Origin of the sequence: Bacillus sp. S71 (assembly GCF_016625265.1) — a bacterium.
Classification (GTDB): domain Bacteria; phylum Bacillota; class Bacilli; order Bacillales; family Bacillaceae_G; genus Bacillus_A; species Bacillus_A cereus.
Window position 1 is genome coordinate 262,531 of record NZ_JACVUW010000002.1, and the last position, 24,376, is coordinate 286,906.

Here is a 24,376-nt window from a genome sequence, read left to right on the forward strand (position 1 = left end):
AAGCACTGTAACCAGTGCTTTTTTATTATAGATTACGAGATGGTAGGGTTTTCAAAAATAACAATCTCTGAACTGTTTGTAGTTGAAACGCGTTGGGCGTAATATGTTAAAGCTGAAGAAATATATGCTGGTAACGTATCATTTGTATGTGATGTTGTATATTCATGGATTAATTCCTTTAAAGTTGTCCATTCTAATTGTGCTGGGTGATCAGACACGAAAGAACTTACCCAGCGATCAAATGAAGATGAAAAATCAGTTTGTAAACGAAATACTTCTTTCATAATAAAACGCTCCCTTAAAATGTAGTATAATCATTTTAACACAAAACACGAACGATTGCTAAATTTTTTAAGTATAATGTTCGTGTTATATAGTTGTCTAGATGATTGGTTATGTAAATTCAATTTGCCATTTGAAATAACATTCCGTAAGATGAGAGATAGAGTATATTTAGAGCTGGAGGAAAGAAAGTGGAATTTGTATTTTTAGGAACTGGTGCAGGTGTTCCTTCAAAAGGAAGGAACGTTTCAGCAATTGCTTTACAATTGTTAGAAGAACGAGGACAAACTTGGTTATTTGATTGTGGCGAGGCCACGCAACATCAAATATTACATACATCTGTACGTCCGCGCCGCATTGAAAAAATATTTATTACGCATTTACATGGCGATCATATTTTTGGATTGCCTGGTTTATTAGGTAGCCGTTCATTTCAAGGAGGAACTACGCCTTTAACGGTGTATGGACCGAAAGGAATTAAACAATTTATTGAAGTGGCATTATCGGTAAGTACGACACATGTGAAATATCCACTTGAAGTTGTGGAGATAACAGAAGCAGGTACCGTATTTGAAGATAATGAATTTTATGTAGAAACGAAAAGATTGTCACACGGTATAGAATGTTTTGGATATCGTATTGTAGAGAAAGATATACAAGGTGCTCTTTTAGTTGATAAGTTGCTTGAGATGGGTGTGAAACCAGGTCCAATCTTTAAACGTTTAAAGGATGGAGAAGTAGTTGAATTAGAGGATGGCACGATATTAAATGGAAATGAGTTTATCGGCCCACCTCAAAAAGGAAGAATTATTACTATCTTAGGTGATACGCGATATTGCGAAGCGAGTAGGGAGCTTGCGCAAGATGCAGATGTACTTGTCCATGAAGCGACTTTCGCAGCAGAAGATGAGCAACAAGCGCATGATTATTTTCATTCCACATCTAAGCAAGCTGCGAGCATTGCACTTCAGGCAAATGCGAAGCGATTAATCTTAACTCACATTAGTTCTCGCTATCAAGGAGATACATATAAGGAATTATTGAAAGAGGCAAGAGAGTTGTTTTCTAATACAGAAATAGCGACAGATTTGAAATCATTCCCAGTAGAAAAATAATAATTTTGTAAAAAATGGTAACGATGGGTTGCCATTTTTTTATGTCTAAAAAAATTTAAAAATAAAACTGTTATTATTTTATACTTATACTTGGATGATACAGAAAATTAGAATGGTTTGAATATATACGATAAAAATACGAAATAATGATTATTTAGAAAAACTGTTATATAAGTCAGATGACATACAAGTGATACAAATAGCAGGAATGGACTTTTATTCAGAACTTTTAAAATTCAACAAAAGTAAGCGTTTTATAAAAAACAAGCTATAATGAGGGCAGATTATAATTTATGATAAGTCACATGCTTTTTAGTTATTATCGTAACAAGTGAAGTTGACTAAACCATGAGAGAGTAACATGAGAATTATAATAGGAAAGATATCGCTTGTTTATGCTATCCTTGCAATGGCTTCTGTGTTAAACTTTGGATTGCTACCAGACTTTATTGTGGATTATCTTATATCATTTTTTAATGAAAATAATGCTAAGATTCTTATGTATTATTATAACTGGTATTATTTCAGGTTATATTGGATTACTTTTATTTAAAAATTATCCAATTCATACAGCAGAACAAATTCGTGGTACAACTGGAAAAGCGACAGATGTAGCAGGTTAATAGAATAGTAGAATAAATTTTTGCATAGAGGTTTAGGGGGAGTTATGATGAAGTATCGCTCAGTATTTGATATTATCGGTCCAGTTATGATTGGACCATCAAGTTCACATACAGCAGGCGCGGCAAGAATGGGGCAAGTTGCTCGCCAGCTGTTTCGTCATGAACCAGAAAGAGTAAGCATTTCGTTATATGGATCATTTGCAAAGACGTATCGAGGGCATGGTACGGATGTAGCACTAATCGGTGGAATATTAGGATTTGAAACAGATGACTTACGTATTCCAGAGGCGCTAGAAATAGCAAAAGAGCGCGGAATTGAAGTGGAATTCATTGAAGAAGATGCCAATGCACCTCACCCAAATACAGCGAAAATTCGTTTGTATAAAGGTGAAGAAGAAATTGAAGTTGTTGCTTGCTCAATTGGTGGCGGTAAAATTGAAGTTGTAGAATTAAACGGATTCGATCTTCAATTATCAGGCACAAGTCCAGCACTACTTATTGTAAATAACGATCGCTTTGGTGCTATTGCAGCAGTAGCTTCAATCCTTGCTACAAACGAGATTAACATTAGTACAATGAGTGTTTCTCGTAAAGAAAAAGGAAGAAGAGCGCTTATGGTTATTGAAACAGATGAATTATTAGCAGATGAAGTGATTGAAGAAATAAAAGCGCAACAAAATATTTGTCAAGTAACTATTATGGATTAATTGCAGGGGGGACACACCATGTTTCGGAACGCAGCGGAACTAGTGGCGCAAGCTAAAGAACAAAATGTAAAAATCGCAGAAATTATGATTCAATGTGAAATGGAAACAAGAAATATTTCACGTGAAGAAGTAATTGCTGGTATGGAAAAGAACTTAGTCGTGATGGAACAAGCAGTAGAACGTGGTATTCGCGGCGTGAAATCACCAACTGGTTTAACTGGTGGAGATGCTGTAAAAGTTCAAGCGTATATGAAGAGTGGAAAAGGCTTATCTGGAGATACGATTTTGGATGCAGTAAGCAAAGCTGTTGCAACAAATGAAGTAAACGCAGCGATGGGAATTATTTGTGCAACACCAACAGCAGGGTCTGCTGGAACAGTGCCAGGTGTACTATTTGCGCTAAGAGAAAAATTGCAGCCTACACGTGAAGAAATGATTGAATTCTTATTTACAGCAGGAGCTTTCGGTATGGTTGTTGCGAATAACGCTTGTATTTCTGGTGCTGCAGGAGGATGCCAAGCTGAAGTTGGTTCAGCAAGTGGAATGGCGGCTGCAGCTGCAGTTGAGATGGCTGGTGGAACACAAGATCAAGCAGCTACAGCGATGGCAATTTCATTAAAGAACATGCTTGGTTTAGTGTGTGATCCTGTTGCAGGACTTGTAGAAGTACCTTGTGTAAAACGTAATGCAGCAGGAGCTGCAAATGCGATGATTTCAGCAGATTTAGCATTAGCTGGTGTAACGAGTACAATTCCATGTGATGAAGTAATTGAGGCAATGTTTAGAATCGGACAAACGATGCCAGTAGCACTTCGTGAAACAGCGGAAGGTGGACTTGCAGCAACGCCGACTGGTCGTCGCCTGCAAGAAGAGATTTTTGGGAAGAACAATAACTAAGTGTAATTATAGAAAAAGGAGCTCAAATAAACTTGAGCTCTTTTTTTATTTTTCTTTTGTTAGTTGTTCTAATGTTTTTCCAAGATTATGTGATCGTTCCGTTGCCTGTTTAATACAAGAAATAAGTGCTTGTTGAAATTTATGTTCTTGTAATACTTCAATACCTGCTTCGGTAGTTCCGCCAGGAGAAGTAATTTCCTTTCGCAAAATAGAAGGGTGTTTGTCACTTGCTTTTAGCATTTCAGCAGCACCAATCATCGTTTGAAGAATAAGTGATTTTGCAACATCTTCTTTTAAACCAATTTTTTTTGCAGCTTCTTCCATAGCTTCCACTACGTAATAAATATAAGCAGGTCCACTTCCGGATAATGCAGTGACAGCATGCATATCTTCTTCCTCTACAACAGAGACGAGACCAATCGTTTCAAATAAAGATGTTGCAGTGCGAATATGTTCCGCTGTTGCATGTTTCGAAGGAGAGATAGCGGTAGCTGATTTTAAAATGGCTGCGGATGTATTTGGCATTGCACGAATAATTGGAACGTCTTTTTGAAGTAGTTTTCTAATTGAGTGAGTAGAAACACCTGCTAGTAATGAAATAATAAGCACGTTATTATTTATGTATTCTTTAAAAGGGATAAGCGCCTCTGCAACATCCTTTGGTTTCATTGCTAGAAAAAGAATATTTGCATCAGTAAGTAATTCTTTTTTATTATGAGTACCTTTGACACCGTATTTTTTATGTAGCTCTTGTAATCTTGTCTCGTTAGAACGATTACTTACAGTAATTTGTTCACATTTAACAACATTTGCATGTAACAAGCCACCAATAATAGCTTCAGCAATAGAGCCTGCACCTAGAAAGGAAATGTTTTGAATAGACATGATGTTCCTCCTTTAATTTTGGTTAGAAATTCTTATAAATGTACATACATTCGTTTTTTTATAGGAAACACCTCTTTTTATCTGAAAATAATGACAAATATATATAGAAGTTGTAAACTGAAGAAGTATTCATTTTTGAACCGGAAAGAGACAGGGGGGCTAAGCATGACGGCGATTCACCGAATGGAGATTCCTGTACCATTTGCAGTGGAAACTGTGAATGTGTTTTTAGTTGAGGGGGAGACATTAACATTAATTGATACAGGGACGAATACAGAAGAGGCAAGAAATGCGTTAGAAAGTCAATTAGGTACATTAGGACATACGATAGAAGATATTGAAACAGTAGTCATTACGCATCATCATGCAGATCATTGTGGACTTTTAAATATATTTTCTGAGAAGACGAATATTATTGGACATCCTTGGAATGAGCCTTGGATCACACAAAATCCAGAGTTTTTAAAGCGGTATCATGAATTTTTTAGAGAGACGGCCTTACAGTTTGGTGTGCCAGTAGCATTTTTGAAAGATGAGTCGTTATTGACGACGAGGACACTTAAATATTCTTGTAATAGATCGTTAACGCATACTGTGAGAGAAGGAGATCGTATTAATTCTTTGCCTGGATTTACAGTGCTTGAAACACCAGGTCATGCTTCTACTCATATTTCTTTATATAGAGAATCTGATGGAATATTAATTGGTGGAGATGCTCTCATTAGTCATATTTCTTCGAATCCAATACTAGAACCACCATATGAAGGGCAAACAGAACGGGCACGCCCATTACTACAATATAATCAAACATTACAGCGTTTAAGCGAAATGAATATTTCACGCATTTTATCAGGGCATGGGGAAGATGTTCTAAATGTGAAACAACTTATTGAAACGAGATTACAAAAGCAAGAAACACGTGCTTTTAAAGTACTTGAGTTATTAAAGGAAAAACCAATGACAGCATTTGAAGTATGTGTAAAACTATTTCCGGTATTATATAAAGAACAATTACCACTTACTATTTCAGAAACGGTTGGACAATTGGACTATTTAGCATATAATCAACAAGTGATGATTGATGAGTCATCGCAACAATTGATTTATTATGCAAAGTAGGTGACAGCAATGACAGGACGTTTACAAAATAAAGTAATCGTCATTACAGGTGCTTCTAGTGGGATTGGTGAGCAAGTTGCAATGCAAGTTGCAGCACAGGGAGCGACTCCAGTATTAATGGCTCGAACAGAAGAGAAACTACAAGCGTTAGTAGACAAAATTAAAGAAACTTATAATATGCCTTGCTATTATTATGTATTAGATGTAAGTGATGAGATGGAAGTACAGTCTGTTTTTTCAAAGGTATTACAAGAAGTGGGACGTATTGATATATTAGTAAACAATGCGGGATTTGGTATTTTTAAAACGTTTGAAGATGCGTCAATGGGTGAAGTAAAAGATATGTTCCAAGTAAATGTATTTGGATTAGTAGCATGTACGAAAGCGGTACTACCTTATATGGTAAACAAGAATGAAGGACATATTATTAATATCGCTTCACTTGCTGGAAAAATTGCAACTCCGAAATCGAGTGCTTATGCAGCAACGAAACATGCCGTATTAGGATTTACGAATAGTTTACGCATGGAATTAGCCAATACAGATATTTATGTTACAGCAATTAATCCAGGTCCGATAGATACAAACTTTTTTGAAATAGCGGATCAATCTGGTACATATGTAAAGAATATGGGACGTTACATGTTAAAACCAACATACGTAGCAGAACAAATCGTAAAGTCGATGCACACGAAAAAACGTGAAGTAAACTTACCGAAGTGGATGGGAATTGGCCCGAAACTTTATGCTTTATTCCCAGGTTTATTTGAACGTGTAGCAGGTAAATCATTAAGTAAAAAATAGGAGATTTCCATATGGAAATCTCCTATTTTTTATTGTTTTCCAGTTACATAATCATAAACAATATCCTCAATTTCCTCGTATAAATCAATTTCAATATTTGAATGAGTCACCGTTTGAATATGTTTCACTAGCATTTCCTGATCTTCTTTTGATATTGGACTGCATTGATATTGTTGAAAACTTTTTATAATCATTTTCTCAATTAATTTTTCGTTCATATTTTTCCCCGCCTGTATGTACGTATGTATTGTTTTATTGTACTTGAAGTGAAATAAAAAAACTACTATGCACTATTTTTGTATAAAAATTCGGTTGAGTATATTATTTTTCTAATAAAATTAAGTTTTTTTAGATTTAAAAATTTATAAATATTTAATTGACTCTATAAATATACAATATTATAATCATACTTAATTTAAAGAATCGATATGAGGAGGAACTTATGAAAGTCGCAATTATTGGAGCCACTGGATATGGGGGCATTGAGTTAATTCGTTTATTAGAACAACATCCATATTTTTCGATAGCATCTCTCCATTCTTTTTCACAAGTTGGTGAGTGTATAACAAATGTATATCCGCATCTTCGAAATGTCCTTTTTCATACGTTACAAGAAATTGATGTGGAGACGATAGGAAAAGAAGCAGAAATCGTATTTCTAGCAACCCCAGCAGGAGTATCGGCGGAGTTAACTCCCAAGTTATTAGCAGAAGGTTTAAAAGTAATTGACCTATCTGGAGACTTTCGTATGATAGATCCTTCGTCATATGAACTGTGGTATAAAAGGCCAGCAGCGAAAGAAGAAATTCTTAGAAAAGCAGTGTATGGGTTAAGTGAATGGAAAAGGACTGGGATTCAAAAGGCGAATTTAATTGCAAACCCAGGATGTTTTGCTACAGCCACATTGCTAGCGATAGCGCCGTTAGTACGTAGCGGCATGATTGAAGAAGATTCGATTATTATTGATGCGAAATCAGGGGTATCAGGAGCAGGTAAAACACCAACAACAATGACTCATTTTCCTGAGCTATATGATAACTTGCACATTTATAAAGTGAATGAGCATCAGCACGTTCCAGAGATTGAGCAAATGCTTACAGAATGGAATAGTGAATCACAGCCAATTACATTTAGCACACATTTAATACCGATATCACGAGGAATCATGATTACACTTTATGCAAAAGTAAAACAAAAGATGGAAATAAAGCAACTTCAAAAATTGTATGAAGAAACGTATGAACAATCGCCTTTCATCCGAATTTGTACGCAAGGGAAATTTCCAAGTCCAAAAGAAGTGAGAGGCTCAAATTATTGTGATATTGGCATAGCTTACGATGAAAGAGCTGAAAGAGTTACGGTCGTTTCTGTTATAGACAATATGATGAAAGGCGCGGCTGGGCAAGCGATTCAAAATGCAAACATAATAGCGGGACTAGAAGAGACAACAGGTTTACAACATATGCCGCTTTATCTATAAGGGGGACATGATGATTAAAGTAGCGTCTATTACAAAATTAGAAAATGGTTCAATTGTAACGCCGAAAGGCTTTTCTGCAATTGGTACTGCAAATGGTTTAAAAAAGGAGAAAAAGGATTTAGGTGCCATCGTTTGTGATGTACCTGCATCATGTGCCGCTGTGTATACAACGAATCAAATACAAGCAGCTCCTTTGCAAGTAACGAAGGATAGTATAACGGCAGAAGGGAAGTTACAAGCAATTATCGTTAATAGTGGAAATGCCAATGCTTGTACTGGAATGAAAGGATTACAAGACGCATACGAGATGCGCGCATTAGGGGCGGAACATTTTGGGATGAAAGAAAATTACGTTGCAGTAGCTTCAACAGGTGTAATTGGTGTTCCACTGCCGATGGATATAATCCGAAAGGGAGTTGCAACTCTTATACCAACGAAGGAAGAAAGTGAAGCATATTGTTTTTCTGAAGCAATTTTAACGACGGATCTTATAACGAAAGAAACTTGCTATGAAATGATTATTGATGGGAAGAAAGTGGCGATTGCGGGTGTTGCAAAAGGTTCAGGGATGATTCATCCGAATATGGCAACGATGCTTAGTTTTATTACGACAGATGCTCATATAGAGCATGACGTATTGCAAACAGTGTTATCCCAAATTACGAATCATACATTTAATCAAATTACGGTAGATGGAGATACTTCTACGAATGATATGGTCATCGTTATGGCAAGTGGATTATCAGAAACAAGACCGATAAATATGGAACATACAGATTGGGAAACTTTCGTATGTGCTTTACAGAAGGTATGTGAAGATTTAGCGAAAAAAATTGCGCAAGATGGTGAAGGAGCTAAGAAGTTAATAGAAGTAAATGTGCTAGGAGCTCAAACGAATGAAGAGGCAAAAAAAATTGCAAAGCAAATAGTCGGTTCGAGTCTTGTGAAAACAGCAATACATGGTGAAGACCCAAACTGGGGGCGAATTATTAGCAGTATTGGACAAAGTGAAGTAGCTATTAATCCGAACACAATTGACATTACTCTTCAATCTATATCGGTATTAAAAAATAGTGAGCCTCAAATATTTTCTGAAGAAGAAATGAAAGAGAGATTACAAGAAGATGAAATAGTCATTAATGTGTACTTACACTTAGGTGAAGAGACAGGATCAGCTTGGGGCTGTGACTTAAGCTATGAATATGTGAAAATAAATGCTTGTTATCGTACATAAGGAGAGAGAAGATGAGCGATTATATTGTAGTGAAATGCGGCGGTAGTATGTTGAATCAATTAAATGCTGTGTTTTTTGATTGTATAAAGAAATTGCAACAGAAGTATAAAGTAGTGATTGTTCATGGTGGTGGGCCAGAAATTGATGCCAAATTAAAAGATTGTAACATCAACGTAGAAAAAAGAGATGGATTACGCGTAACACCAAAAGAAGTTATGGATGTTGTTCAAATGGTGCTATGCGGAAGTACGAATAAAAAACTCGTAATGAATTTACAAAAGCATAATTTACTTGCTGTAGGTTGTTCAGGGTGTGACGGCAATTTACTTCAAGTTCAACCTATCAGCGAGGAGATAGGATATGTGGGAGAAGTAAGTTATGTCGAAACGTCCTTATTAAAAGGGCTAATGAATATGAATTATATTCCTGTTATTGCTCCAATCGGGATAAATGGTAATGAAATTTATAACATAAATGCGGACAATGCTGCAGCTGGGATTGCGGCCGCGTTAGGGGCAAAAGAGCTTATTTTTATTACGGATGTAGATGGAATATTACATGAAGGGAATTTGGTAAAGGAAACGGATGAATCTGAAATTGCTACTTTTATAGAAACAGGTGTTATTACAGGTGGGATGATTCCGAAAGTACAGGCGGCACTAGCATCATTAAAAATGGGAGTGCAAAAGATAAGTATTGTGAATGGTACAAAAGATTTTACTGAGGTTACGGGAGAGTGTATTGGAACGAAGGTAACGAAAGGCGTGAGTATTGCATGACGAGTCATCTTTTTCAAACGTATGGCAGAAGAACTATTGAGTTTGTAAAGGGAACTGGAACGAAAGTTATTGATAATAACGGTAAGGAATATTTAGATTTCACATCAGGAATTGGCGTATGTAATTTAGGACATTGTCACCCTACTGTTCTCAAAGGTGTACAAGAGCAACTTGATGATATATGGCATATATCTAACCTGTTTACAAACAGCTTACAAGAAGAAGTTGCGTCATTATTAACAGAAAATAGAGCATTAGATTATGTGTTTTTCTGTAATAGTGGGGCAGAGGCAAATGAAGCGGCTTTAAAGTTAGCACGTAAGCATACTGGAAAATCTCTCGTCGTAACATGCCAGCAGTCTTTTCACGGTAGAACATTTGGAACGATGAGTGCAACGGGCCAAGATAAGGTGAAAGAAGGATTTGGTCCATTACTTCCATCTTTTTTACATATCCCTTTTAACGATATTAAAGCATTAGAGGAAGTAATGAATGAAGAAGTTGCGGCGGTAATGGTAGAAGTTGTTCAAGGAGAGGGAGGAGTAATACCTGCTGATCTATCTTTTTTGAAAGAGATTGAAACATTATGTAATAAGTTCGGTTCCTTATTTATTATAGACGAAGTACAAACGGGGATAGGAAGAACTGGAACACTATTCGCTTATGAACAAGTGGGAATAGAGCCTGATATCGTTACCGTTGCAAAGGCACTTGGGAATGGGATTCCTGTCGGAGCGATGATTGGCGGGAAAGAGCTCGGAACGTCGTTTACTGCAGGATCACACGGTTCAACTTTTGGCGGGAATTACATCGCGATGGCTGCAGCGAAAGAAGTATTGCAAGTGAGTAAAAAACCATCGTTTTTAAAAGAAGTACAAGAAAAAGGCGAGTACGTATTAGAGAAGTTGCAAGAGGAATTACAGCATGTCGAATGTATTCAAAATATACGTGGTAAGGGGCTTATGATTGGGATTGAGTGTAAGCATGAAGTTGCAAGTTTTATAGAACAACTAGAAAACGAAGGACTTCTCGTATTACAAGCAGGCCCTAATGTTATAAGACTATTACCGCCACTCATTGTCACGAATGAAGAGTTAGAACAGGCAGTATATATAATAAAAAAAGTAGTTTGTACAAAAAACGTATCAATCATATAAGGGGGAAGTTTCATGTCAACTGTACAAGTACCGAAATTAAATACGAAAGATCTTTTAACACTAGAAGAATTAACGAAAGAAGAAATTATTTCTTTAATTGAGTTCGCTATATATTTAAAAAAGAATAAGCAAGAGCCTTTATTACAAGGCAAAATATTAGGGCTTATTTTTGATAAGCATTCAACTCGTACTCGTGTATCTTTTGAAGCGGGAATGGTACAACTCGGGGGACATGGTATGTTTTTAAGTGGGAAAGAGATGCAAATGGGAAGAGGAGAAACCGTTTCAGATACTGCGAAAGTATTATCGCAGTATATTGACGGGATCATGATACGTACATTCTCACACGCGGATGTAGAAGAGCTTGCAAAAGAATCGAGTATTCCTGTTATTAACGGTTTAACGGATGATCATCATCCTTGTCAAGCATTGGCAGACCTCATGACGATATATGAAGAAACAAATACATTTAAAGGAATAAAATTAGCTTACGTAGGTGACGGAAATAATGTATGTCATTCATTGTTGCTAGCGAGTGCAAAAGTCGGAATGCATATGACTGTTGCAACGCCTGTAGGATATGAACCGAATGAAGAGATTGTAAAAAAAGCGTTAGCGATTGCCAAGGAAACAGGAGCTGAAATTGAAGTTTTGCATGATCCTGAATTAGCGGTGAATGAAGCAGATTTCATTTATACTGACGTTTGGATGAGCATGGGGCAAGAGGGCGAAGAAGAGAAATATTCTTTATTTCAACCTTACCAAATCAATAACGAACTTGTTAAGCATGCGAAACAAACATATCGTTTCTTACACTGTTTACCTGCCCATCGTGAAGAAGAAGTAACAGGCGAAATTATAGATGGACCACAGTCTATCGTATTTGAGCAAGCTGGTAATCGATTGCATGCTCAAAAAGCGTTATTAGTGAGTTTATTTAAAAATGTAGAAGAGCCTTCCTAAAAGGGAGGTTTTTTTATATTAAAATGTCGGATGTATATTTGGTTAACCATTTCGATATCATTTATAATAAAAGAGAAAACTAAATTTGTTTTTCAGAGTGTGTAAGGACATACTACATATAAAAATATAGTTAAAGAGATGATGAGGGTGAAAACAACTAAGAAAACATATTCGTTTTTTCAGCGGATGTGGAGAATATTAAAGTTTCAATATTATAAGTTGCTTCGATCGCCAGAAGGCGCAAAGAAAGTATCGTTAGGGTTTGCTATAGGATTCGGCTTAGAAATGTTAGTCATTTATACGGCATCGCTCGTATATGTAGTATTTTATCCAATCGTCAGGTTAGCAAAGGGATCTTTTCCTGCGGCAGTTATTGGCAATATTATTGGGAAAATATCGTTTCTCCCAGTATTTTTATTTCCGCTTGCGTATGCGCTAGGAAAAATGATTTATCCATTTCATGTACAGAAAATTCATCATGAACCATTTACGATATCGGACTTGTTTTCAAGTCACATTTTTACGATATTAAAGAGCTTATTACAAAGCGAAGTGTATGTATTAATTGGAATGACGATTTTAGGAGTTGTGTTTGGTCTCATTTCATATTTCGTTGTGCATTATTTATACGAAAAGAACCGTAAGTTACGCTTGAAGAAAAGGAAGAAACGAGTGAGAGAACCACTTGTACAATTATAAACAATGTCACATTCATTTTCTCCTTTGAATATGTTTAAGAAAAAGGAGGAGAGGATAATGTATTATTATTACGTACCTCAAGTATATCCATATGTAAATTATTATCCGGTTTATGATACGAGTAGACAATACGAATTATATCGGCAACAACAATTACAGCAATTATCACAAATACCACAACAACAGCCTACACAGGAAAAAAAACCATATTTAACAACATGGCCATATTCCAATGTGTACTATGGTAACTATTACGAATCATAAAGCTGCTTCTATTTAGAAGCAGCTTTATACGTTTGTTTTCAAAATTAAATTTTGAATGGTTTGAAGAGAATGAATGAGCTTTTCGCGCTCTTCCTCAGATAATGTTTGGAAATTTTCTTTTAGTTTGTCTAAAATGAATTGCTGATACTGATTTACTAATAATTTCCCTTCAGCTGTTAGAGAAATTAAAATGACCCGTCGATCTTTTTCGCTATAATGACGCTCTATTAGTTCTTCTTGAATAAGTTTGTTTAATAGAGGTGTCATGTTAGGCCGTGAAATCGCTAGCCGCTTGCCGATTTCGGAAACTGCTAATGTGCCGTTTTCATGCAAAAGCAGTAATACTTGTGTATGTGATGGCGGCATATGTCTTTGAGAAGAAAATTCTCCAGGAAGCATAAATTTGCGATAAAAAAGAGGCACTAGCGAAAGAAGATGATCAACAATACGTTCCCACTCGCGTGATTCCATATAAAGGCCCCCTTCCACTATCATTGTAACAAAAAAGACATGTTATAAAAATAGAATTGTTTCATGGGAATTTTAATATTTGTAGGCCAATACTTTTTTTGTAAATGAATCGGCAATAATCGTATAGCCTTTATCATTTGGGTGTACTTGGTCAAAGAGCAATTCTTTTTTATCATTCGATATTAATTTACGAATTGGCAAAACGATAGATGGTTGATTCACTTTTGCAATGGAATAAACGGATTCATTCCAGCCGTCTAAAAACATATCTGCATAACTTGCGATGGAGTCATCGAGTTGTAACGGGTTATAGAGTTCAGAAAGAATGAGTAAAGCATCCGGATTTTGATCTCGGACTGTCTTTACAATATTTTTTACATCCGCTTCAAAATGAGCTTTTTCTTTATTTAACATTTTAATACCGTCTATAACACCGACATCACGATTTAAGCGAAATAAATTATTTCCCCCAATATTAATTGTAATGATATTTGCTGCTCTAATTTTTTGCTTTACATCTTCTGATTGAACTTTTTTAGCGAGACGATCTGTTGTAAGACCGTTTATCCCAAGGTTTTCTACAGTAATTGGTTTATGAATTTGTGCTTCTATTTGTTTAGAGGCTAATTCAGCAAATCCACCTTGTGTTGATCCATATCCTTTGGCGAGCGAATCACCTAGTACGAGATGATAAAAGGAATCGTTTGTTTGCTTATCAATCCAACTTGGGGCAGATGTTTTTTCTGTTTTTTCTTCGGGTTCATTTTGTTTTGTCTCGTCGTTCTTTTCAAAATAAGAATAAGAAATGATCAGAAGGAGGAGACAAACAATTGTTAAGATGACTTTTTTCATAAATTCATCCTCCTTGTAATTGGTAATTGTATCATATTCAGCAGTATTAGCAATGTAAGGGCATATTATATGTTTATGAAAAGTTTATAATAACTTTACAGAAAATTTGTTGAAGTTTGTCAAAAAATATTGACGATAGGAAAGAACTTTATATATGATAATGTCAGATAAGGTGAAATTTTAATTAGTGGGAGCTTTATTTCCTATTAATTGTTAGTCTTCATCAATCGAGCGTTTAAGGGGACTACTCGTTAGCGCAGGGTGAAATGAAAATTGTGTCTCTAATAGAAGAAAAAAGGTATGTGGTTAGAGACAGATAGGGATTCATTTCATTATTTCTGGTAATTGTATAAGGGGGATTTTTTGTGAAAAAGTCAAAAAAAATGCTAGCTGGAGCAACTCTTGCGATTGGTGTAATGGCACCGCAAGTAATGCCAGCAACAGCTCATGCAGATGAGAACACTGGGGAGAGTACAGTTAACTTACGAATTCTAGAAACATCAGATATTCACGTTAACTTAATGAATTACGATTATTATCAAACGAAAACAGATAATAAAGTAGGTCTTGTACAAACGGCAACACTCGTTAATAAAGCACGTGAAGAAGTGAAAAACTCTGTCCTATTTGATGATGGGGATGCATTACAAGGGACACCGCTTGGGGATTACGTAGCGAATAAAATAAAAGATCCGAAGAATCGTGTGGATCCTAGTTATACACATCCATTATATCGTGTAATGAATTTAATGAAGTATGACGTCATCTCTCTTGGGAATCATGAATTTAACTACGGTTTAGATTATTTAAATAAAGTGATTGAAAAAACGGATTTCCCGGTTATTAACTCGAATGTCTACAGAGATGACCATGATGGTAATGATGAGAATGACGAGCATTACTTTGATAAACCATATCATATTTTAGAGAAAGAAGTAGTGGATGAAGCAGGCCAAAAACAAATAGTGAAGATTGGTGTAATGGGATTTGTTCCACCACAAATTATGAATTGGGATAAAGCGAATTTAGAAGGAAAAGTAAAGGCAAAAGATATTGTGCAAACAGCGAAAAAATTAGTTCCGGAAATGAAGGCGCAAGGTGCGGATATTATAGTTGCACTAGCGCATTCAGGTGTTGATAAGAGTGGATACAACGAAGGAATGGAAAATTCATCGTTTTATTTAGCGACAGAAGTTCCTGGCGTAGATGCAGTATTAATGGGACATTCACATACTGAAGTGAAGGATGTATTTAATGGTGTTCCAGTTGTAATGCCTGGTGTCTTTGGAAGTAACTTAGGTATTATTGATATGCAATTGAAAAAGGTAAACGGAAAATGGGAAGTACAAAAAGATCAATCTAAGCCACAACTTCGCCCGATTGCTAATAGTAAAGGTACCCCATTAGTAGAATCTGATCAAAAATTAGTTAATGAAATTAAAGATGAGCATCAAGCGACAATCGACTATGTAAATACACCTGTAGGTAAAACGAAAGCACCAATTAATAGTTATTTTTCATTAGTACAAGATGATCCTTCCGTACAAATTGTGACAAATGCGCAAAAATGGTATGTAGAACAAGAACTTAAAAAACCAGAGTACGAAGAGATTAAAGATATTCCGGTTTTATCTGCAGGCGCACCATTTAAAGCAGGTGGCCGAAACGGTGCTACATATTATACGGATATTCCAGCTGGAACGTTAGCAATTAAAAACGTTGCAGATTTATACGTGTATCCAAATACGTTATATGCTGTAAAAGTAAATGGGGCACAAGTGAAAGAATGGCTTGAAATGTCTGCAGGTCAGTTTAATCAAATTGATCCAAAGAAAACAGAAGAACAGCCGTTAGTAAATATAGGCTATCCTACATATAACTTCGATATTTTAGATGGCTTAAAATACGAAATTGATGTAACACAACCGGCGAAATACGATAAAGATGGAAAAGTTGTAAATGCAAATGCTAATCGTATTGTAAATATGACATATGAAGGTAAGCCAGTAGCTGACAAGCAAGAGTTCATCGTCGCTACAAATAACTATCGTGGAAGTAGCCAAACGTTCCCAGGTGTAAGTAAAGGGGAAGTTGTATACCAATCACAAGATGAAACACGTCAAATCATTGTGAAGTATATGCAAAAAATAAAAGATATTGATCCAGCAGCTGATCAAAATTGGACATTTAAACCGATTGTTGCAGATAAATTAAATACAACATTTGATTCTTCACCAAATGCACAAAAGTATATAAAGAAAGATGGAAAGATTTCATATGTTGGACCATCTGAAAATGAATTTGCTAAATATGCAATTGATATAACGAAGAAGAATGATGATAAAGAAACTGGTGAAGGAAATCCAACGACACCGCCAACAGGTGGTGAAGGAAATCCAACGACACCGCCAACAGGTGGTGGAGAAAATCCGACGACACCGCCAACAGGTAATGGAGAAAACCCAACACCACCAACAGAAGAAGGTAATAATGGTAATGAACCAAAGCAAGATGGAAATAATACCGGATCTGGACAAACTACAACAGATGATCAAAATACAAAAGAAACAACAACTGTAAGTGAAAATAAAGAAGCTGAAAAAGATGAACGTGATTTACCGAAAACAGGTGCAAGTATTGCTTCTACAATTGGAGCTGGTCTTGCGTTTGTTGGAGCGGGATTACTTATGTTATTTAGAAGAAAGAAAGCGAATAGATAGTCGAGAAATATAAAAAGGATTACCGATTTGGTAATCCTTTTTGTTATATTATGAAACTGGTACTGCTTTTTCTTTTTTCCATGAAAGACCGAATCCAGTAAAGCCGACGATAATGGTTACGACTGGACACGCTAAACAGAAGATTGCGTATGGCAAGTAATCGAATGTTGGAACGCTAAGAACGTTTGTTAAGAATACGCCACTGACACCCCATGGTACGAGTGGATTAATTACTGTACCAGCATCTTCTAATACTCGTGATAAATTACGACGTTCTAAACCGACTTCATCGTATTTATTAGCAAATGCTTGTCCTGTTAAAACGATGGATAAGTACTGCTCACCAAGTAAGAAGTTTACACCAATTGCAGTTGAAGCAGTAGAAATAATTAAGCGTGTACTAGTTTTTACGAAGCTAGAGATAATATTCATCAGCTGCGCTATAATACCCATTCCTTGTAATAATCCTCCCATACAAAGAGCTAGGAAAATAAGAGCAATTGACATCATCATACTTTGCAGGCCACCGCGAGATAATAAGCTGTCAATGTCTTTGATACCAGTTTTAGAAACGTAACCGTCTTGCATAATTTTTATTAAATCAGCTAAAGAAGTGCTAGGTTTAAAAATAAAGAGAATAATAATCCCTACCACAATTCCTGCAAGTAATGTTGGAACTGCGGGTACCTTTTTAAATGCGAATAGGAACAGTAATAAAATAGGAATCAGCGTAACGATAGAAATCGTTGCATTTTTTTCTAATGTGTTAATAAATGCTGAGAAATCAACGTTTCCACCAGATCCGCTTCCTAAAATGAAAAATGCGATAAATGCAATAATGAAAGCTGGCACTGTTGTCCAAAGCATGTTACGAATATGTTCAAATAAATCTACACCTGTTACAGCAGGCGCTAAGTTTGTTGTATCAGATAAAGGAGACATTTTATCTCCGAAGAATGCACCAGAAATAATTGCACCAGCAATAAGAGCTGGATCGTATCCAAGGGCAGTACCCATTCCCATAAAGGCAAGTCCTACAGTTGCAGCAGTTGTAAATGCACTACCGATACTAGTTCCAACAATTGCACAAACAACAAAAACAGTTGGAACGAAAATTTTTGGAGATACAAGTTGGAAGCCGTATACCATTAAAGTTGGAATAGTTCCAGCTGCGATCCAAACGCTAATTAATACGCCTACAAGTAAGAAAATAAATATAGATGGAATACCAGCTGAAATACTACTGATCATCCCTTTCTCCATAGTAGACCAAGAGATTCTCTTCAGGAATCCAAATGCTAATAAAAGAACGATACCAAATAAAATTGGGATGTGTGGTGAAACTTCTAATTGAATAACACTAAAACCAATACAGAAAAAGATAAAAGTTGTTAAAAGAACAGACTCAATTTTTGAAACCATTGTTTTCCCCTCCTAAGTAATGTAAAATAGCTCTTTTTTATATAAAATTCGCCAATATTGTATATTTCCTTCTAAAATTTAGAATTTTGTGACAAATTACCGGTAATTGTTAGTCCTTCTATATGATACGGAAATGATTGGATAAAAAAACGTCCCTGCATATAATTATGCAGGGACGAAGAAATCGCGGTACCACCCTAGCTTGTGAAATGAATGTATCACAAAATAAAGGGTCATATGATATGCGCTTATAAAATAAAAAACGCCCCTGCAATATATGCAGGGACGAAAAATTCGCGGTACCACCCTAAATTGTGAAACAGTGTCGTTTCACCACTCTTTAGACATAACGGTCTATAACCGTCTTTCACTACTCCTCACGTTTCGTAAAAGAAGCTCCAGGGGGTAATTCATAATTCGCTCTGTACTGGTTCGCACCGACCACCAGCTCTCTGAAATCAGAAATCGAAATACTACTAAATCCTATCAACGCCGATTCATATGATGTTAGTTAAATTTTTATCATATTTTCATCTTACATGTCAATAAAAATATTAAATATTTTTTAGGGAAATAAAGGAGAATTGTTTTTAACGCTGTAAAAATGTACGTTATAATGAATTTGAAAGGGGGAGGAAAGAGTGAAGAAAAAAATAATTCTTTTTACCACTTTATTAGTTATTGGAGGAAGTGCTGGAATTTACACAGCTTTTGCGGCTGAATCAGAGCAGTTGAAACAAAAGCAAATACAACAGTCAGAAGTGAAGAAAGTAAAAGAAATAGAAGAGAAGAAATCAATGGAAAAAGCAGCAGAAAAACTAGGAGTTTCTACTGAGGGGAAAACAAAAGAAGAGGTTACGAAAGAAGTAAATACCGCTAGGTTTGAGAAGCGCCATGATTTATTAATTGAGCACGCTAAGCAACTTGGAATTGATACAGAGGGGAAAAAAGATGAAGAAATTATTTTAGAAATTGGAAAGATACAGCATGGAAAGTAGAACAACTTATCGTATGATAAGTTGTTCTTTTTTAAGAACTATTTGATTTTAAAATAATTGACAGTCATTCGGATTTAATGTTAACTATATTTATAAACAAGTTAACATTAGGGGTGACAGTTGTGACAATAAATAGTAGAACAATTGAAAAATCATCTTATACATATGAAGAATTAGCAGAGAAAAATAAAGCTTACGTATGGCACCCATTTACACAAATGAAAGATTATTTAGAAGAAGATCCTGTCATTATTGAACGTGGAGAGGGAAGAAAACTATACGATGTAAATGGTAATGAATATTGGGATGGTGTTTCATCTATATGGTTAAATGTTCACGGACATCAAGTACCGGAATTAGATGCAGCAATTCGTGAGCAATTAAATAAAATTGCTCATTCTACTATGTTAGGACTTGCTAACGTTCCATCTATTTTATTAGCAGAAAAAATTATTGAGGTTGTACCAGATGGGTTGAAGAAGGTATTCTATTCTGATTCAGGTTCTACCGCTGTTGAAATTGCAATTAAGATGGCTTTCCAATATTGGCAGCATAAAGGGAAACCAAAGAAACAAAGATTTGTTACATTAAAAGAAGCATATCACGGTGATACAATTGGAGCTGTTTCAGTAGGGGCAATAGACTTGTTTCACCAAGTGTATAGTTCGCTCTTATTTGATGCGATTAAAATGCCGTATCCATATACATATCGTTCTCCTTACGGAAATAATAAGGAGGAAATTGTAAAAAGCCATTTAGAAGAAATGGAAGAATTGTTGAAAGAAAAGCATGAAGAAGTAGCTGCCATCATTGTAGAGCCATTAATGCAAGGTGCTGGCGGAATGATTACAATGCCAAAAGGATATTTAAAAGGACTGCGCGATTTATGTACAAAGTACAATGTATTATTTATTACAGATGAGGTAGCGACTGGATTTGGGCGTACAGGGAAAATGTTTGCGTGTGAACATGAAAATGTGACGCCAGACATTTTAACTGCTGGGAAAGGTTTAACAGGTGGATATTTACCAATTGCAGTTACGGTAACGACAGATGAAATATATAATGCCTTCTTAGGAGAATATGAAGAACAAAAAACATTTTTCCATGGACATAGCTACACAGGTAATCCGTTAGGGTGTGCCGTAGCAATCGCGAATCTAGAACTATATGAAAAAACAAATTTAATAGAAGAAGTGGCACGTAAAACGGATTATGTGACAGCGCAATTAGAAAAGCTCTTTGCCTATAAACATGTAGGTGATATTCGTCAGTGCGGATTAATGGTTGGTATTGAGCTTGTGAAGAATAAGGAAACGAAAGAAGCGTTTGACTGGACAGAAAGAGTCGGTGTTCAAGTATGTAAACGCTCAAGAGAGCTGGGTATGATTTTACGACCGCTAGGTAACACGATTGTATTTATGCCACCACTTGCTTCTACTTTTGAAGAGATTGATGATATGTTACGCATTTTATATAAGGCAATCTCAGATGTTACGGAGGGAGAATAATGAGTGGTTTTTTCATAACAGCAACTGATACTGAAGTTGGAAAAACAGTAGTTGCAGGTGCTATAGCAGGTGTATTTAGAGAATTAGGATATAACGTAGGGGTATATAAACCGTTACAAAGTGGGCATGTTGCATCAAACCCTGAGGGAGATGCGGCAAGGTTAAAAGTACTATCAGGTGTACCGACACAAGAAAATGAAATTTGCCCTTATTCTATTGAAGAACCACTTGCTCCGAGACTTGCCATGAAAAGAGCTGGAAGAGTAGTAAAGTTAAAAGAAATTACTGATTACTATAATGAACTATTAAAAGAGTTTAATAGCTTATTTGTAGAAGGAGCAGGTGGGCTTGCTGTCCCATATACAGAAGATGCTTTAGTAATAGATTTTGCAACAGAATTACAGTTGCCTCTTATTGTAGTAGCTCGTCCTACATTAGGAACAGTAAATCATACAGTGTTAACGATTGCTTACGCAAAGGCGCATGGCTTAACCGTAGCGGGTGTCATTTTATCAGGTTGCAAAGAATGTGAAATGGAAAGAGTGCAAGAAAATAAAGAGATGATTGAAGAGCTGAGCGGGGTACCAGTTTTAGGATTATTACCATTCTTTGAAGGTGAGTTTACGAAAGAAGAAGTATTAGAATCTGCAAAAGAACATATTATGATTTCAAAATTAGAGGAGTTTATCCAAAATGAATCAAACGTGGCGGGCGCATCTTCAATCTAAATTACAACAATTACATGAGCAAGGGCAGTATCGAAATTTATATGTAACAGAGAAGGCAGAAGAGACTTGGCTTATTCGAGATAAAAAAAGGATGTTAAATTTAGCGTCAAATAATTATTTAGGGTTAGCTGGAGATGAAAGGTTAAAAGAAGCTGCTATTGCCTGTACAAAAAGATATGGAACTGGAGCGACTGCCTCTCGTCTCGTTGTAGGAAATCATCCATTATATGAAGAGGTTGAGAGAAGCATATGTGACTGGAAAGGTACTGAAAGAGCTTTAATTGTAAATAGTGGGTATACGGCAAATATAGGTGCCATATCTTCTTTAGCCTCTCGGCACGATATTGTTTTTAATGATAAGTTAAATCACGCAAGTATTGTTGATGGAATCATATTAAGCGGGGCAGAGCATAAAAGATATCGTCATAATGATTTGGATCATTTAGAGAAGCTGTTGAAAACAGCGTCACCTGAAAAGCGGAAATTAATCGTAACTGATACAATTTTTAGTATGGATGGTGATACTGCTTATTTGAGAGATTTAGTACAGCTGAAAGAGAAATACGGGGCAATCATTATAGTCGATGAAGCACATGCGAGTGGAATATATGGAATCGGCGGAGCTGGGTTATCTCATATAGAAAAAAATCTTGCTCAAAAAATTGATATACATATGGGGACGTTTAGCAAGGCTTTAGGGTGTTATGGTGCGTATTTGACAGGTGATGAAATTTATATAGAGTATTTACAAAATATGATGAGAAGCTTTATTTTTACTACAGCTTTACCACCAAGTACGTTAGGAGCAGTGCAAAAAGCAATTGAAATTGTAAAAGAAGATAACGAAAGAAGAGAGAACCTTATAGCAAATGGAGAATACTTCAGAACTAAATTAAGGGATGCTGGTTTTGATATTGGGAATAGCTCAACTCATATTGTACCGATTGTAGTCGGTTCAAATGAACATGCTTTACGGTTTAGTAAAAGGTTGCAAGAGGCAGGGATTGCGGCCATTGCAATTCGTCCGCCAACTGTGCCGGTTCATAGTTCTCGAATTCGCTTTGCAGTTACATCGCAACATACAATAGCTGATTTAAAATGGGCTATTGACCGAATTATTCACATTGCGAAAGAAGAGGAGATTTTCGTATGAACGAGCTAAAGGTTATTTTTATCCCCGGATGGGGAATGGAAGAGAATATTTGGGATTTAGTAATTCCGTATTTTAAAGGATATCCTGTTCAATGCATAGATTGGCGTAATGTGAACGAACGAAGTGAATTTGTGGAACGAATTATAGATGTAGCGCATAACGACAACGTAATTTTAGTTGGTTGGTCACTAGGAGCGTTAGCAGCAGTTGAAGCTTATAAAAAGATTCAGGCAAAAGGCATCGTATTAATTGGTGGTACTGCTAAATTTACAAATACGAGCGACTATAGTAACGGATGGAATGCTTTGCATGTAGAACGGCTGAAAAGGAATTTGGCGAGAAGGAAAGAAGATACGCTCAAGCGGTTTTATGAAAATATGTTTACGAAAGATGAGCTAAAAGAGAATAAAAACTTTGAAGACATTGTAGACCGTTTTAAAGGTGATTCTATTCAGTCTTTACAACTAGGTTTGGATTATTTAATAGAAACAGATATGAGAGAAGAACTAAAAGAAATTAAAGTACCTATACTACTTATTCACGGAGAACAGGATGTAATATGCCCATTGTCTGCGGCACGTAGTATGACGGAGAATAGCAGCAGCGAGCTGAAAGTAGTAAGTGATGCAGGGCATGCGTTATGTGTAACGAATTTTGAATATTGCGCAAATGAGATAATTCAATTTGTAGAGGGGATACGACATGATCAACAAAACGTTACTACAAAAACGGTTTAATGGGGCAGCCGTATCTTACGATCGATATGCAAATGTACAAAAAAAGATGGCACATTCATTACTTTCAATCTTAAAGGAACGATATAGTGAAACAGCATCAATACGTATTTTAGAACTGGGGTGCGGGACGGGGTATGTAACAGAGCAATTATCAAAGTTATTTCCGAAAGCACATATTACAGCAGTTGATTTTGCTGAAAGTATGATTGCAATTGCGCAAACTAGACAAAATGTAAAAAATGTAACGTTTCACTGTGAAGATATTGAGCGATTACGATTAGAAGAATCATATGATGTCATTATTTCAAATGCTACATTTCAATGGTTAAATAATTTACAACAAGTGTTAAGAAATTTATTTCAACATTTGTCTATAGATGGGATATTACTCTTTTCAACGTTTGGACATGAAACATTTCAAGAATTGCATGCTTCGTTCCAACGTGCGAAAGAAGAAAGAAATATAAAAAATGAAACATCGATTGGTCAACGTTTTTATTCGAAAGATCAGTTGCTTCATATATGCAAGATAGAAACAGGGGATGTGCATGTTTCTGAAACATGTTACATAGAGAGTTTTACAGAAGTTAAGGAATTTCTACATTCTATTCGAAAAGTAGGAGCGACTAATAGCAATGAAGGATCATATTGTCAAAGTCCCTCACTCTTTCGTGCGATGCTACGCATATACGAAAGAGACTTCACGGGAAATGAAGGGATAATGGCAACGTATCATGCTTTATTTATACATATAACAAAAGAGGGGAAGAGATGAA

26 protein-coding genes and 1 other annotated feature are annotated in these 24,376 nt (G+C 36.0%); of the genes, 20 read left to right on the forward strand and 6 right to left on the reverse strand.

The window, feature by feature from the left end:
- Window positions 1-32 precede the first annotated feature (32 nt).
- Window positions 33-284: a DUF3932 family protein gene (locus IBT51_RS04830; RefSeq protein WP_000665709.1), complete on the reverse strand. Its 252-nt coding sequence runs from the start codon at window positions 282-284 to the stop codon at window positions 33-35.
- A 189-nt stretch (window positions 285-473) separates the two neighbouring features.
- Here IBT51_RS04830 and rnz point away from each other — a divergent pair, with 189 nt between their 5' ends.
- The 4 genes from rnz (at window position 474) to sdaAA (ending at window position 3,624) form a co-directional block, all read left to right on the forward strand.
- Complete coding sequence (gene rnz / locus IBT51_RS04835) at window positions 474-1,397, forward strand: ribonuclease Z (protein WP_200458058.1); 924 nt, start codon at window positions 474-476, stop codon at window positions 1,395-1,397.
- Window positions 1,398-1,882: 485 nt separating this feature from the next.
- Window positions 1,883-2,020 (forward strand): hypothetical protein, encoded by a 138-nt coding sequence (locus tag IBT51_RS04845; RefSeq protein WP_000943432.1) that lies wholly within the window; start codon window positions 1,883-1,885, stop codon window positions 2,018-2,020.
- Between the two features lie 47 nt (window positions 2,021-2,067).
- On the forward strand, window positions 2,068-2,727 hold the full coding sequence (gene sdaAB, locus IBT51_RS04850; RefSeq protein WP_000877449.1) for an L-serine ammonia-lyase, iron-sulfur-dependent subunit beta: 660 nt from the start codon (window positions 2,068-2,070) through the stop codon (window positions 2,725-2,727).
- Between the two features lie 18 nt (window positions 2,728-2,745).
- Entirely contained in the window at window positions 2,746-3,624 is an 879-nt protein-coding gene (sdaAA, locus tag IBT51_RS04855; protein WP_075677923.1) for an L-serine ammonia-lyase, iron-sulfur-dependent, subunit alpha, read from the forward strand.
- A 45-nt stretch (window positions 3,625-3,669) separates the two neighbouring features.
- Here sdaAA and proI read toward each other — a convergent pair whose 3' ends face one another.
- Window positions 3,670-4,509 (reverse strand): pyrroline-5-carboxylate reductase ProI, encoded by an 840-nt coding sequence (proI, locus tag IBT51_RS04860; RefSeq protein WP_200458057.1) that lies wholly within the window; start codon window positions 4,507-4,509, stop codon window positions 3,670-3,672.
- A gap of 165 nt (window positions 4,510-4,674) precedes the next feature.
- On the opposite strand from proI, the gene IBT51_RS04865 reads away from it, so the two are divergent.
- Window positions 4,675-5,628, forward strand: coding sequence for an MBL fold metallo-hydrolase (locus IBT51_RS04865; protein WP_000125135.1), 954 nt, complete (start codon window positions 4,675-4,677; stop codon window positions 5,626-5,628).
- Between the two features lie 9 nt (window positions 5,629-5,637).
- Window positions 5,638-6,432 (forward strand): SDR family NAD(P)-dependent oxidoreductase, encoded by a 795-nt coding sequence (locus IBT51_RS04870; protein WP_200458056.1) that lies wholly within the window; start codon window positions 5,638-5,640, stop codon window positions 6,430-6,432.
- A gap of 29 nt (window positions 6,433-6,461) precedes the next feature.
- Here the strand turns inward: IBT51_RS04870 and IBT51_RS04875 are convergent, their stop codons facing one another.
- A complete protein-coding gene (locus IBT51_RS04875) occupies window positions 6,462-6,650 on the reverse strand; it encodes a YqzH family protein (RefSeq protein WP_001003222.1) in 189 nt (62 codons plus the stop codon).
- Between the two features lie 224 nt (window positions 6,651-6,874).
- Between IBT51_RS04875 and argC the strand changes: the two genes are divergently transcribed.
- From argC to IBT51_RS04910, 7 genes are all read left to right on the forward strand, one after another.
- A complete protein-coding gene (argC, locus tag IBT51_RS04880; RefSeq protein WP_078400493.1) occupies window positions 6,875-7,912 on the forward strand; it encodes an N-acetyl-gamma-glutamyl-phosphate reductase in 1,038 nt (345 codons plus the stop codon).
- 10 nt (window positions 7,913-7,922) lie between these two features.
- Window positions 7,923-9,146: a bifunctional glutamate N-acetyltransferase/amino-acid acetyltransferase ArgJ gene (argJ, locus tag IBT51_RS04885; RefSeq protein WP_050844495.1), complete on the forward strand. Its 1,224-nt coding sequence runs from the start codon at window positions 7,923-7,925 to the stop codon at window positions 9,144-9,146.
- Window positions 9,147-9,157: 11 nt separating this feature from the next.
- Complete coding sequence (gene argB / locus IBT51_RS04890; protein ID WP_200458055.1) at window positions 9,158-9,925, forward strand: acetylglutamate kinase; 768 nt, start codon at window positions 9,158-9,160, stop codon at window positions 9,923-9,925.
- Window positions 9,922-11,082, forward strand: a complete 1,161-nt coding sequence (locus IBT51_RS04895; RefSeq protein WP_000200552.1) for an acetylornithine transaminase — start codon at window positions 9,922-9,924, stop codon at window positions 11,080-11,082. The genes argB and IBT51_RS04895 overlap by 4 nt, the downstream gene beginning before the upstream one ends.
- Window positions 11,083-11,094: 12 nt before the next feature.
- Complete coding sequence (gene argF, locus IBT51_RS04900; protein ID WP_000108861.1) at window positions 11,095-12,045, forward strand: ornithine carbamoyltransferase; 951 nt, start codon at window positions 11,095-11,097, stop codon at window positions 12,043-12,045.
- Between the two features lie 138 nt (window positions 12,046-12,183).
- A complete protein-coding gene (locus tag IBT51_RS04905) occupies window positions 12,184-12,744 on the forward strand; it encodes a DUF2062 domain-containing protein (RefSeq protein ID WP_053563692.1) in 561 nt (186 codons plus the stop codon).
- A 57-nt stretch (window positions 12,745-12,801) separates the two neighbouring features.
- Window positions 12,802-13,008, forward strand: coding sequence for a hypothetical protein (locus IBT51_RS04910; RefSeq protein ID WP_016125819.1), 207 nt, complete (start codon window positions 12,802-12,804; stop codon window positions 13,006-13,008).
- Window positions 13,009-13,032: 24 nt separating this feature from the next.
- Here IBT51_RS04910 and IBT51_RS04915 read toward each other — a convergent pair whose 3' ends face one another.
- A complete protein-coding gene (locus IBT51_RS04915) occupies window positions 13,033-13,479 on the reverse strand; it encodes a MarR family winged helix-turn-helix transcriptional regulator (RefSeq protein WP_000445819.1) in 447 nt (148 codons plus the stop codon).
- Window positions 13,480-13,551: 72 nt separating this feature from the next.
- Window positions 13,552-14,331: a GDSL-type esterase/lipase family protein gene (locus tag IBT51_RS04920; RefSeq protein ID WP_078400490.1), complete on the reverse strand. Its 780-nt coding sequence runs from the start codon at window positions 14,329-14,331 to the stop codon at window positions 13,552-13,554.
- A gap of 365 nt (window positions 14,332-14,696) precedes the next feature.
- Here IBT51_RS04920 and cpdB point away from each other — a divergent pair, with 365 nt between their 5' ends.
- Window positions 14,697-17,051: a bifunctional 2',3'-cyclic-nucleotide 2'-phosphodiesterase/3'-nucleotidase gene (gene cpdB / locus IBT51_RS04925; protein ID WP_200458054.1), complete on the forward strand. Its 2,355-nt coding sequence runs from the start codon at window positions 14,697-14,699 to the stop codon at window positions 17,049-17,051.
- A 48-nt stretch (window positions 17,052-17,099) separates the two neighbouring features.
- Here cpdB and nhaC read toward each other — a convergent pair whose 3' ends face one another.
- On the reverse strand, window positions 17,100-18,473 hold the full coding sequence (gene nhaC / locus IBT51_RS04930; protein ID WP_069356173.1) for a Na+/H+ antiporter NhaC: 1,374 nt from the start codon (window positions 18,471-18,473) through the stop codon (window positions 17,100-17,102).
- 278 nt (window positions 18,474-18,751) lie between these two features.
- Window positions 18,752-18,972 (reverse strand) — a binding site (T-box leader).
- A 142-nt stretch (window positions 18,973-19,114) separates the two neighbouring features.
- Here nhaC and IBT51_RS04935 point away from each other — a divergent pair.
- The 6 genes from IBT51_RS04935 to bioC all read left to right on the forward strand — a co-directional run bounded on the left by IBT51_RS04935 (window position 19,115) and on the right by bioC (window position 24,375).
- Window positions 19,115-19,471, forward strand: coding sequence for a hypothetical protein (locus IBT51_RS04935; protein WP_000726902.1), 357 nt, complete (start codon window positions 19,115-19,117; stop codon window positions 19,469-19,471).
- Between the two features lie 77 nt (window positions 19,472-19,548).
- Window positions 19,549-20,982: an adenosylmethionine--8-amino-7-oxononanoate transaminase gene (gene bioA / locus IBT51_RS04940; RefSeq protein WP_140155617.1), complete on the forward strand. Its 1,434-nt coding sequence runs from the start codon at window positions 19,549-19,551 to the stop codon at window positions 20,980-20,982.
- Window positions 20,982-21,710, forward strand: coding sequence for a dethiobiotin synthase (bioD, locus tag IBT51_RS04945; RefSeq protein WP_053563696.1), 729 nt, complete (start codon window positions 20,982-20,984; stop codon window positions 21,708-21,710). Before bioA ends, bioD begins: the two co-directional genes overlap by 1 nt.
- Window positions 21,676-22,863 (forward strand): 8-amino-7-oxononanoate synthase, encoded by a 1,188-nt coding sequence (gene bioF / locus IBT51_RS04950; RefSeq protein ID WP_200458053.1) that lies wholly within the window; start codon window positions 21,676-21,678, stop codon window positions 22,861-22,863. Before bioD ends, bioF begins: the two co-directional genes overlap by 35 nt.
- Window positions 22,860-23,600: an alpha/beta fold hydrolase gene (locus tag IBT51_RS04955; RefSeq protein WP_200458052.1), complete on the forward strand. Its 741-nt coding sequence runs from the start codon at window positions 22,860-22,862 to the stop codon at window positions 23,598-23,600. The genes bioF and IBT51_RS04955 overlap by 4 nt, the downstream gene beginning before the upstream one ends.
- A complete protein-coding gene (gene bioC / locus IBT51_RS04960) occupies window positions 23,566-24,375 on the forward strand; it encodes a malonyl-ACP O-methyltransferase BioC (protein WP_000608911.1) in 810 nt (269 codons plus the stop codon). Before IBT51_RS04955 ends, bioC begins: the two co-directional genes overlap by 35 nt.
- Window position 24,376 lies beyond the last annotated feature (1 nt).

Bases quoted from the DNA above. Each gene is read 5' to 3' on its own strand.
- IBT51_RS04830 (WP_000665709.1), bottom strand. From the start codon at position 284: ATGAAAGAAGTATTTCGTTTACAAACTGATTTTTCATCTTCATTTGAT.
- IBT51_RS04845 (WP_000943432.1), top strand. From the start codon at position 1,883: ATGCTAAGATTCTTATGTATTATTATAACTGGTATTATTTCAGGTTAT.
- sdaAB (WP_000877449.1), top strand. From the start codon at position 2,068: ATGAAGTATCGCTCAGTATTTGATATTATCGGTCCAGTTATGATTGGA.
- sdaAA (WP_075677923.1), top strand. From the start codon at position 2,746: ATGTTTCGGAACGCAGCGGAACTAGTGGCGCAAGCTAAAGAACAAAAT.
- proI (WP_200458057.1), bottom strand. From the start codon at position 4,509: ATGTCTATTCAAAACATTTCCTTTCTAGGTGCAGGCTCTATTGCTGAA.
- IBT51_RS04865 (WP_000125135.1), top strand. From the start codon at position 4,675: ATGACGGCGATTCACCGAATGGAGATTCCTGTACCATTTGCAGTGGAA.
- IBT51_RS04870 (WP_200458056.1), top strand. From the start codon at position 5,638: ATGACAGGACGTTTACAAAATAAAGTAATCGTCATTACAGGTGCTTCT.
- IBT51_RS04875 (WP_001003222.1), bottom strand. From the start codon at position 6,650: ATGAACGAAAAATTAATTGAGAAAATGATTATAAAAAGTTTTCAACAA.
- argC (WP_078400493.1), top strand. From the start codon at position 6,875: ATGAAAGTCGCAATTATTGGAGCCACTGGATATGGGGGCATTGAGTTA.
- argJ (WP_050844495.1), top strand. From the start codon at position 7,923: ATGATTAAAGTAGCGTCTATTACAAAATTAGAAAATGGTTCAATTGTA.
- argB (WP_200458055.1), top strand. From the start codon at position 9,158: ATGAGCGATTATATTGTAGTGAAATGCGGCGGTAGTATGTTGAATCAA.
- IBT51_RS04895 (WP_000200552.1), top strand. From the start codon at position 9,922: ATGACGAGTCATCTTTTTCAAACGTATGGCAGAAGAACTATTGAGTTT.
- argF (WP_000108861.1), top strand. From the start codon at position 11,095: ATGTCAACTGTACAAGTACCGAAATTAAATACGAAAGATCTTTTAACA.
- IBT51_RS04905 (WP_053563692.1), top strand. From the start codon at position 12,184: ATGATGAGGGTGAAAACAACTAAGAAAACATATTCGTTTTTTCAGCGG.
- IBT51_RS04910 (WP_016125819.1), top strand. From the start codon at position 12,802: ATGTATTATTATTACGTACCTCAAGTATATCCATATGTAAATTATTAT.
- IBT51_RS04915 (WP_000445819.1), bottom strand. From the start codon at position 13,479: ATGGAATCACGCGAGTGGGAACGTATTGTTGATCATCTTCTTTCGCTA.
- IBT51_RS04920 (WP_078400490.1), bottom strand. From the start codon at position 14,331: ATGAAAAAAGTCATCTTAACAATTGTTTGTCTCCTCCTTCTGATCATT.
- nhaC (WP_069356173.1), bottom strand. From the start codon at position 18,473: ATGGTTTCAAAAATTGAGTCTGTTCTTTTAACAACTTTTATCTTTTTC.
- bioA (WP_140155617.1), top strand. From the start codon at position 19,549: ATGTTAACTATATTTATAAACAAGTTAACATTAGGGGTGACAGTTGTG.
- bioD (WP_053563696.1), top strand. From the start codon at position 20,982: ATGAGTGGTTTTTTCATAACAGCAACTGATACTGAAGTTGGAAAAACA.
- bioF (WP_200458053.1), top strand. From the start codon at position 21,676: ATGAATCAAACGTGGCGGGCGCATCTTCAATCTAAATTACAACAATTA.
- IBT51_RS04955 (WP_200458052.1), top strand. From the start codon at position 22,860: ATGAACGAGCTAAAGGTTATTTTTATCCCCGGATGGGGAATGGAAGAG.
- bioC (WP_000608911.1), top strand. From the start codon at position 23,566: ATGATCAACAAAACGTTACTACAAAAACGGTTTAATGGGGCAGCCGTA.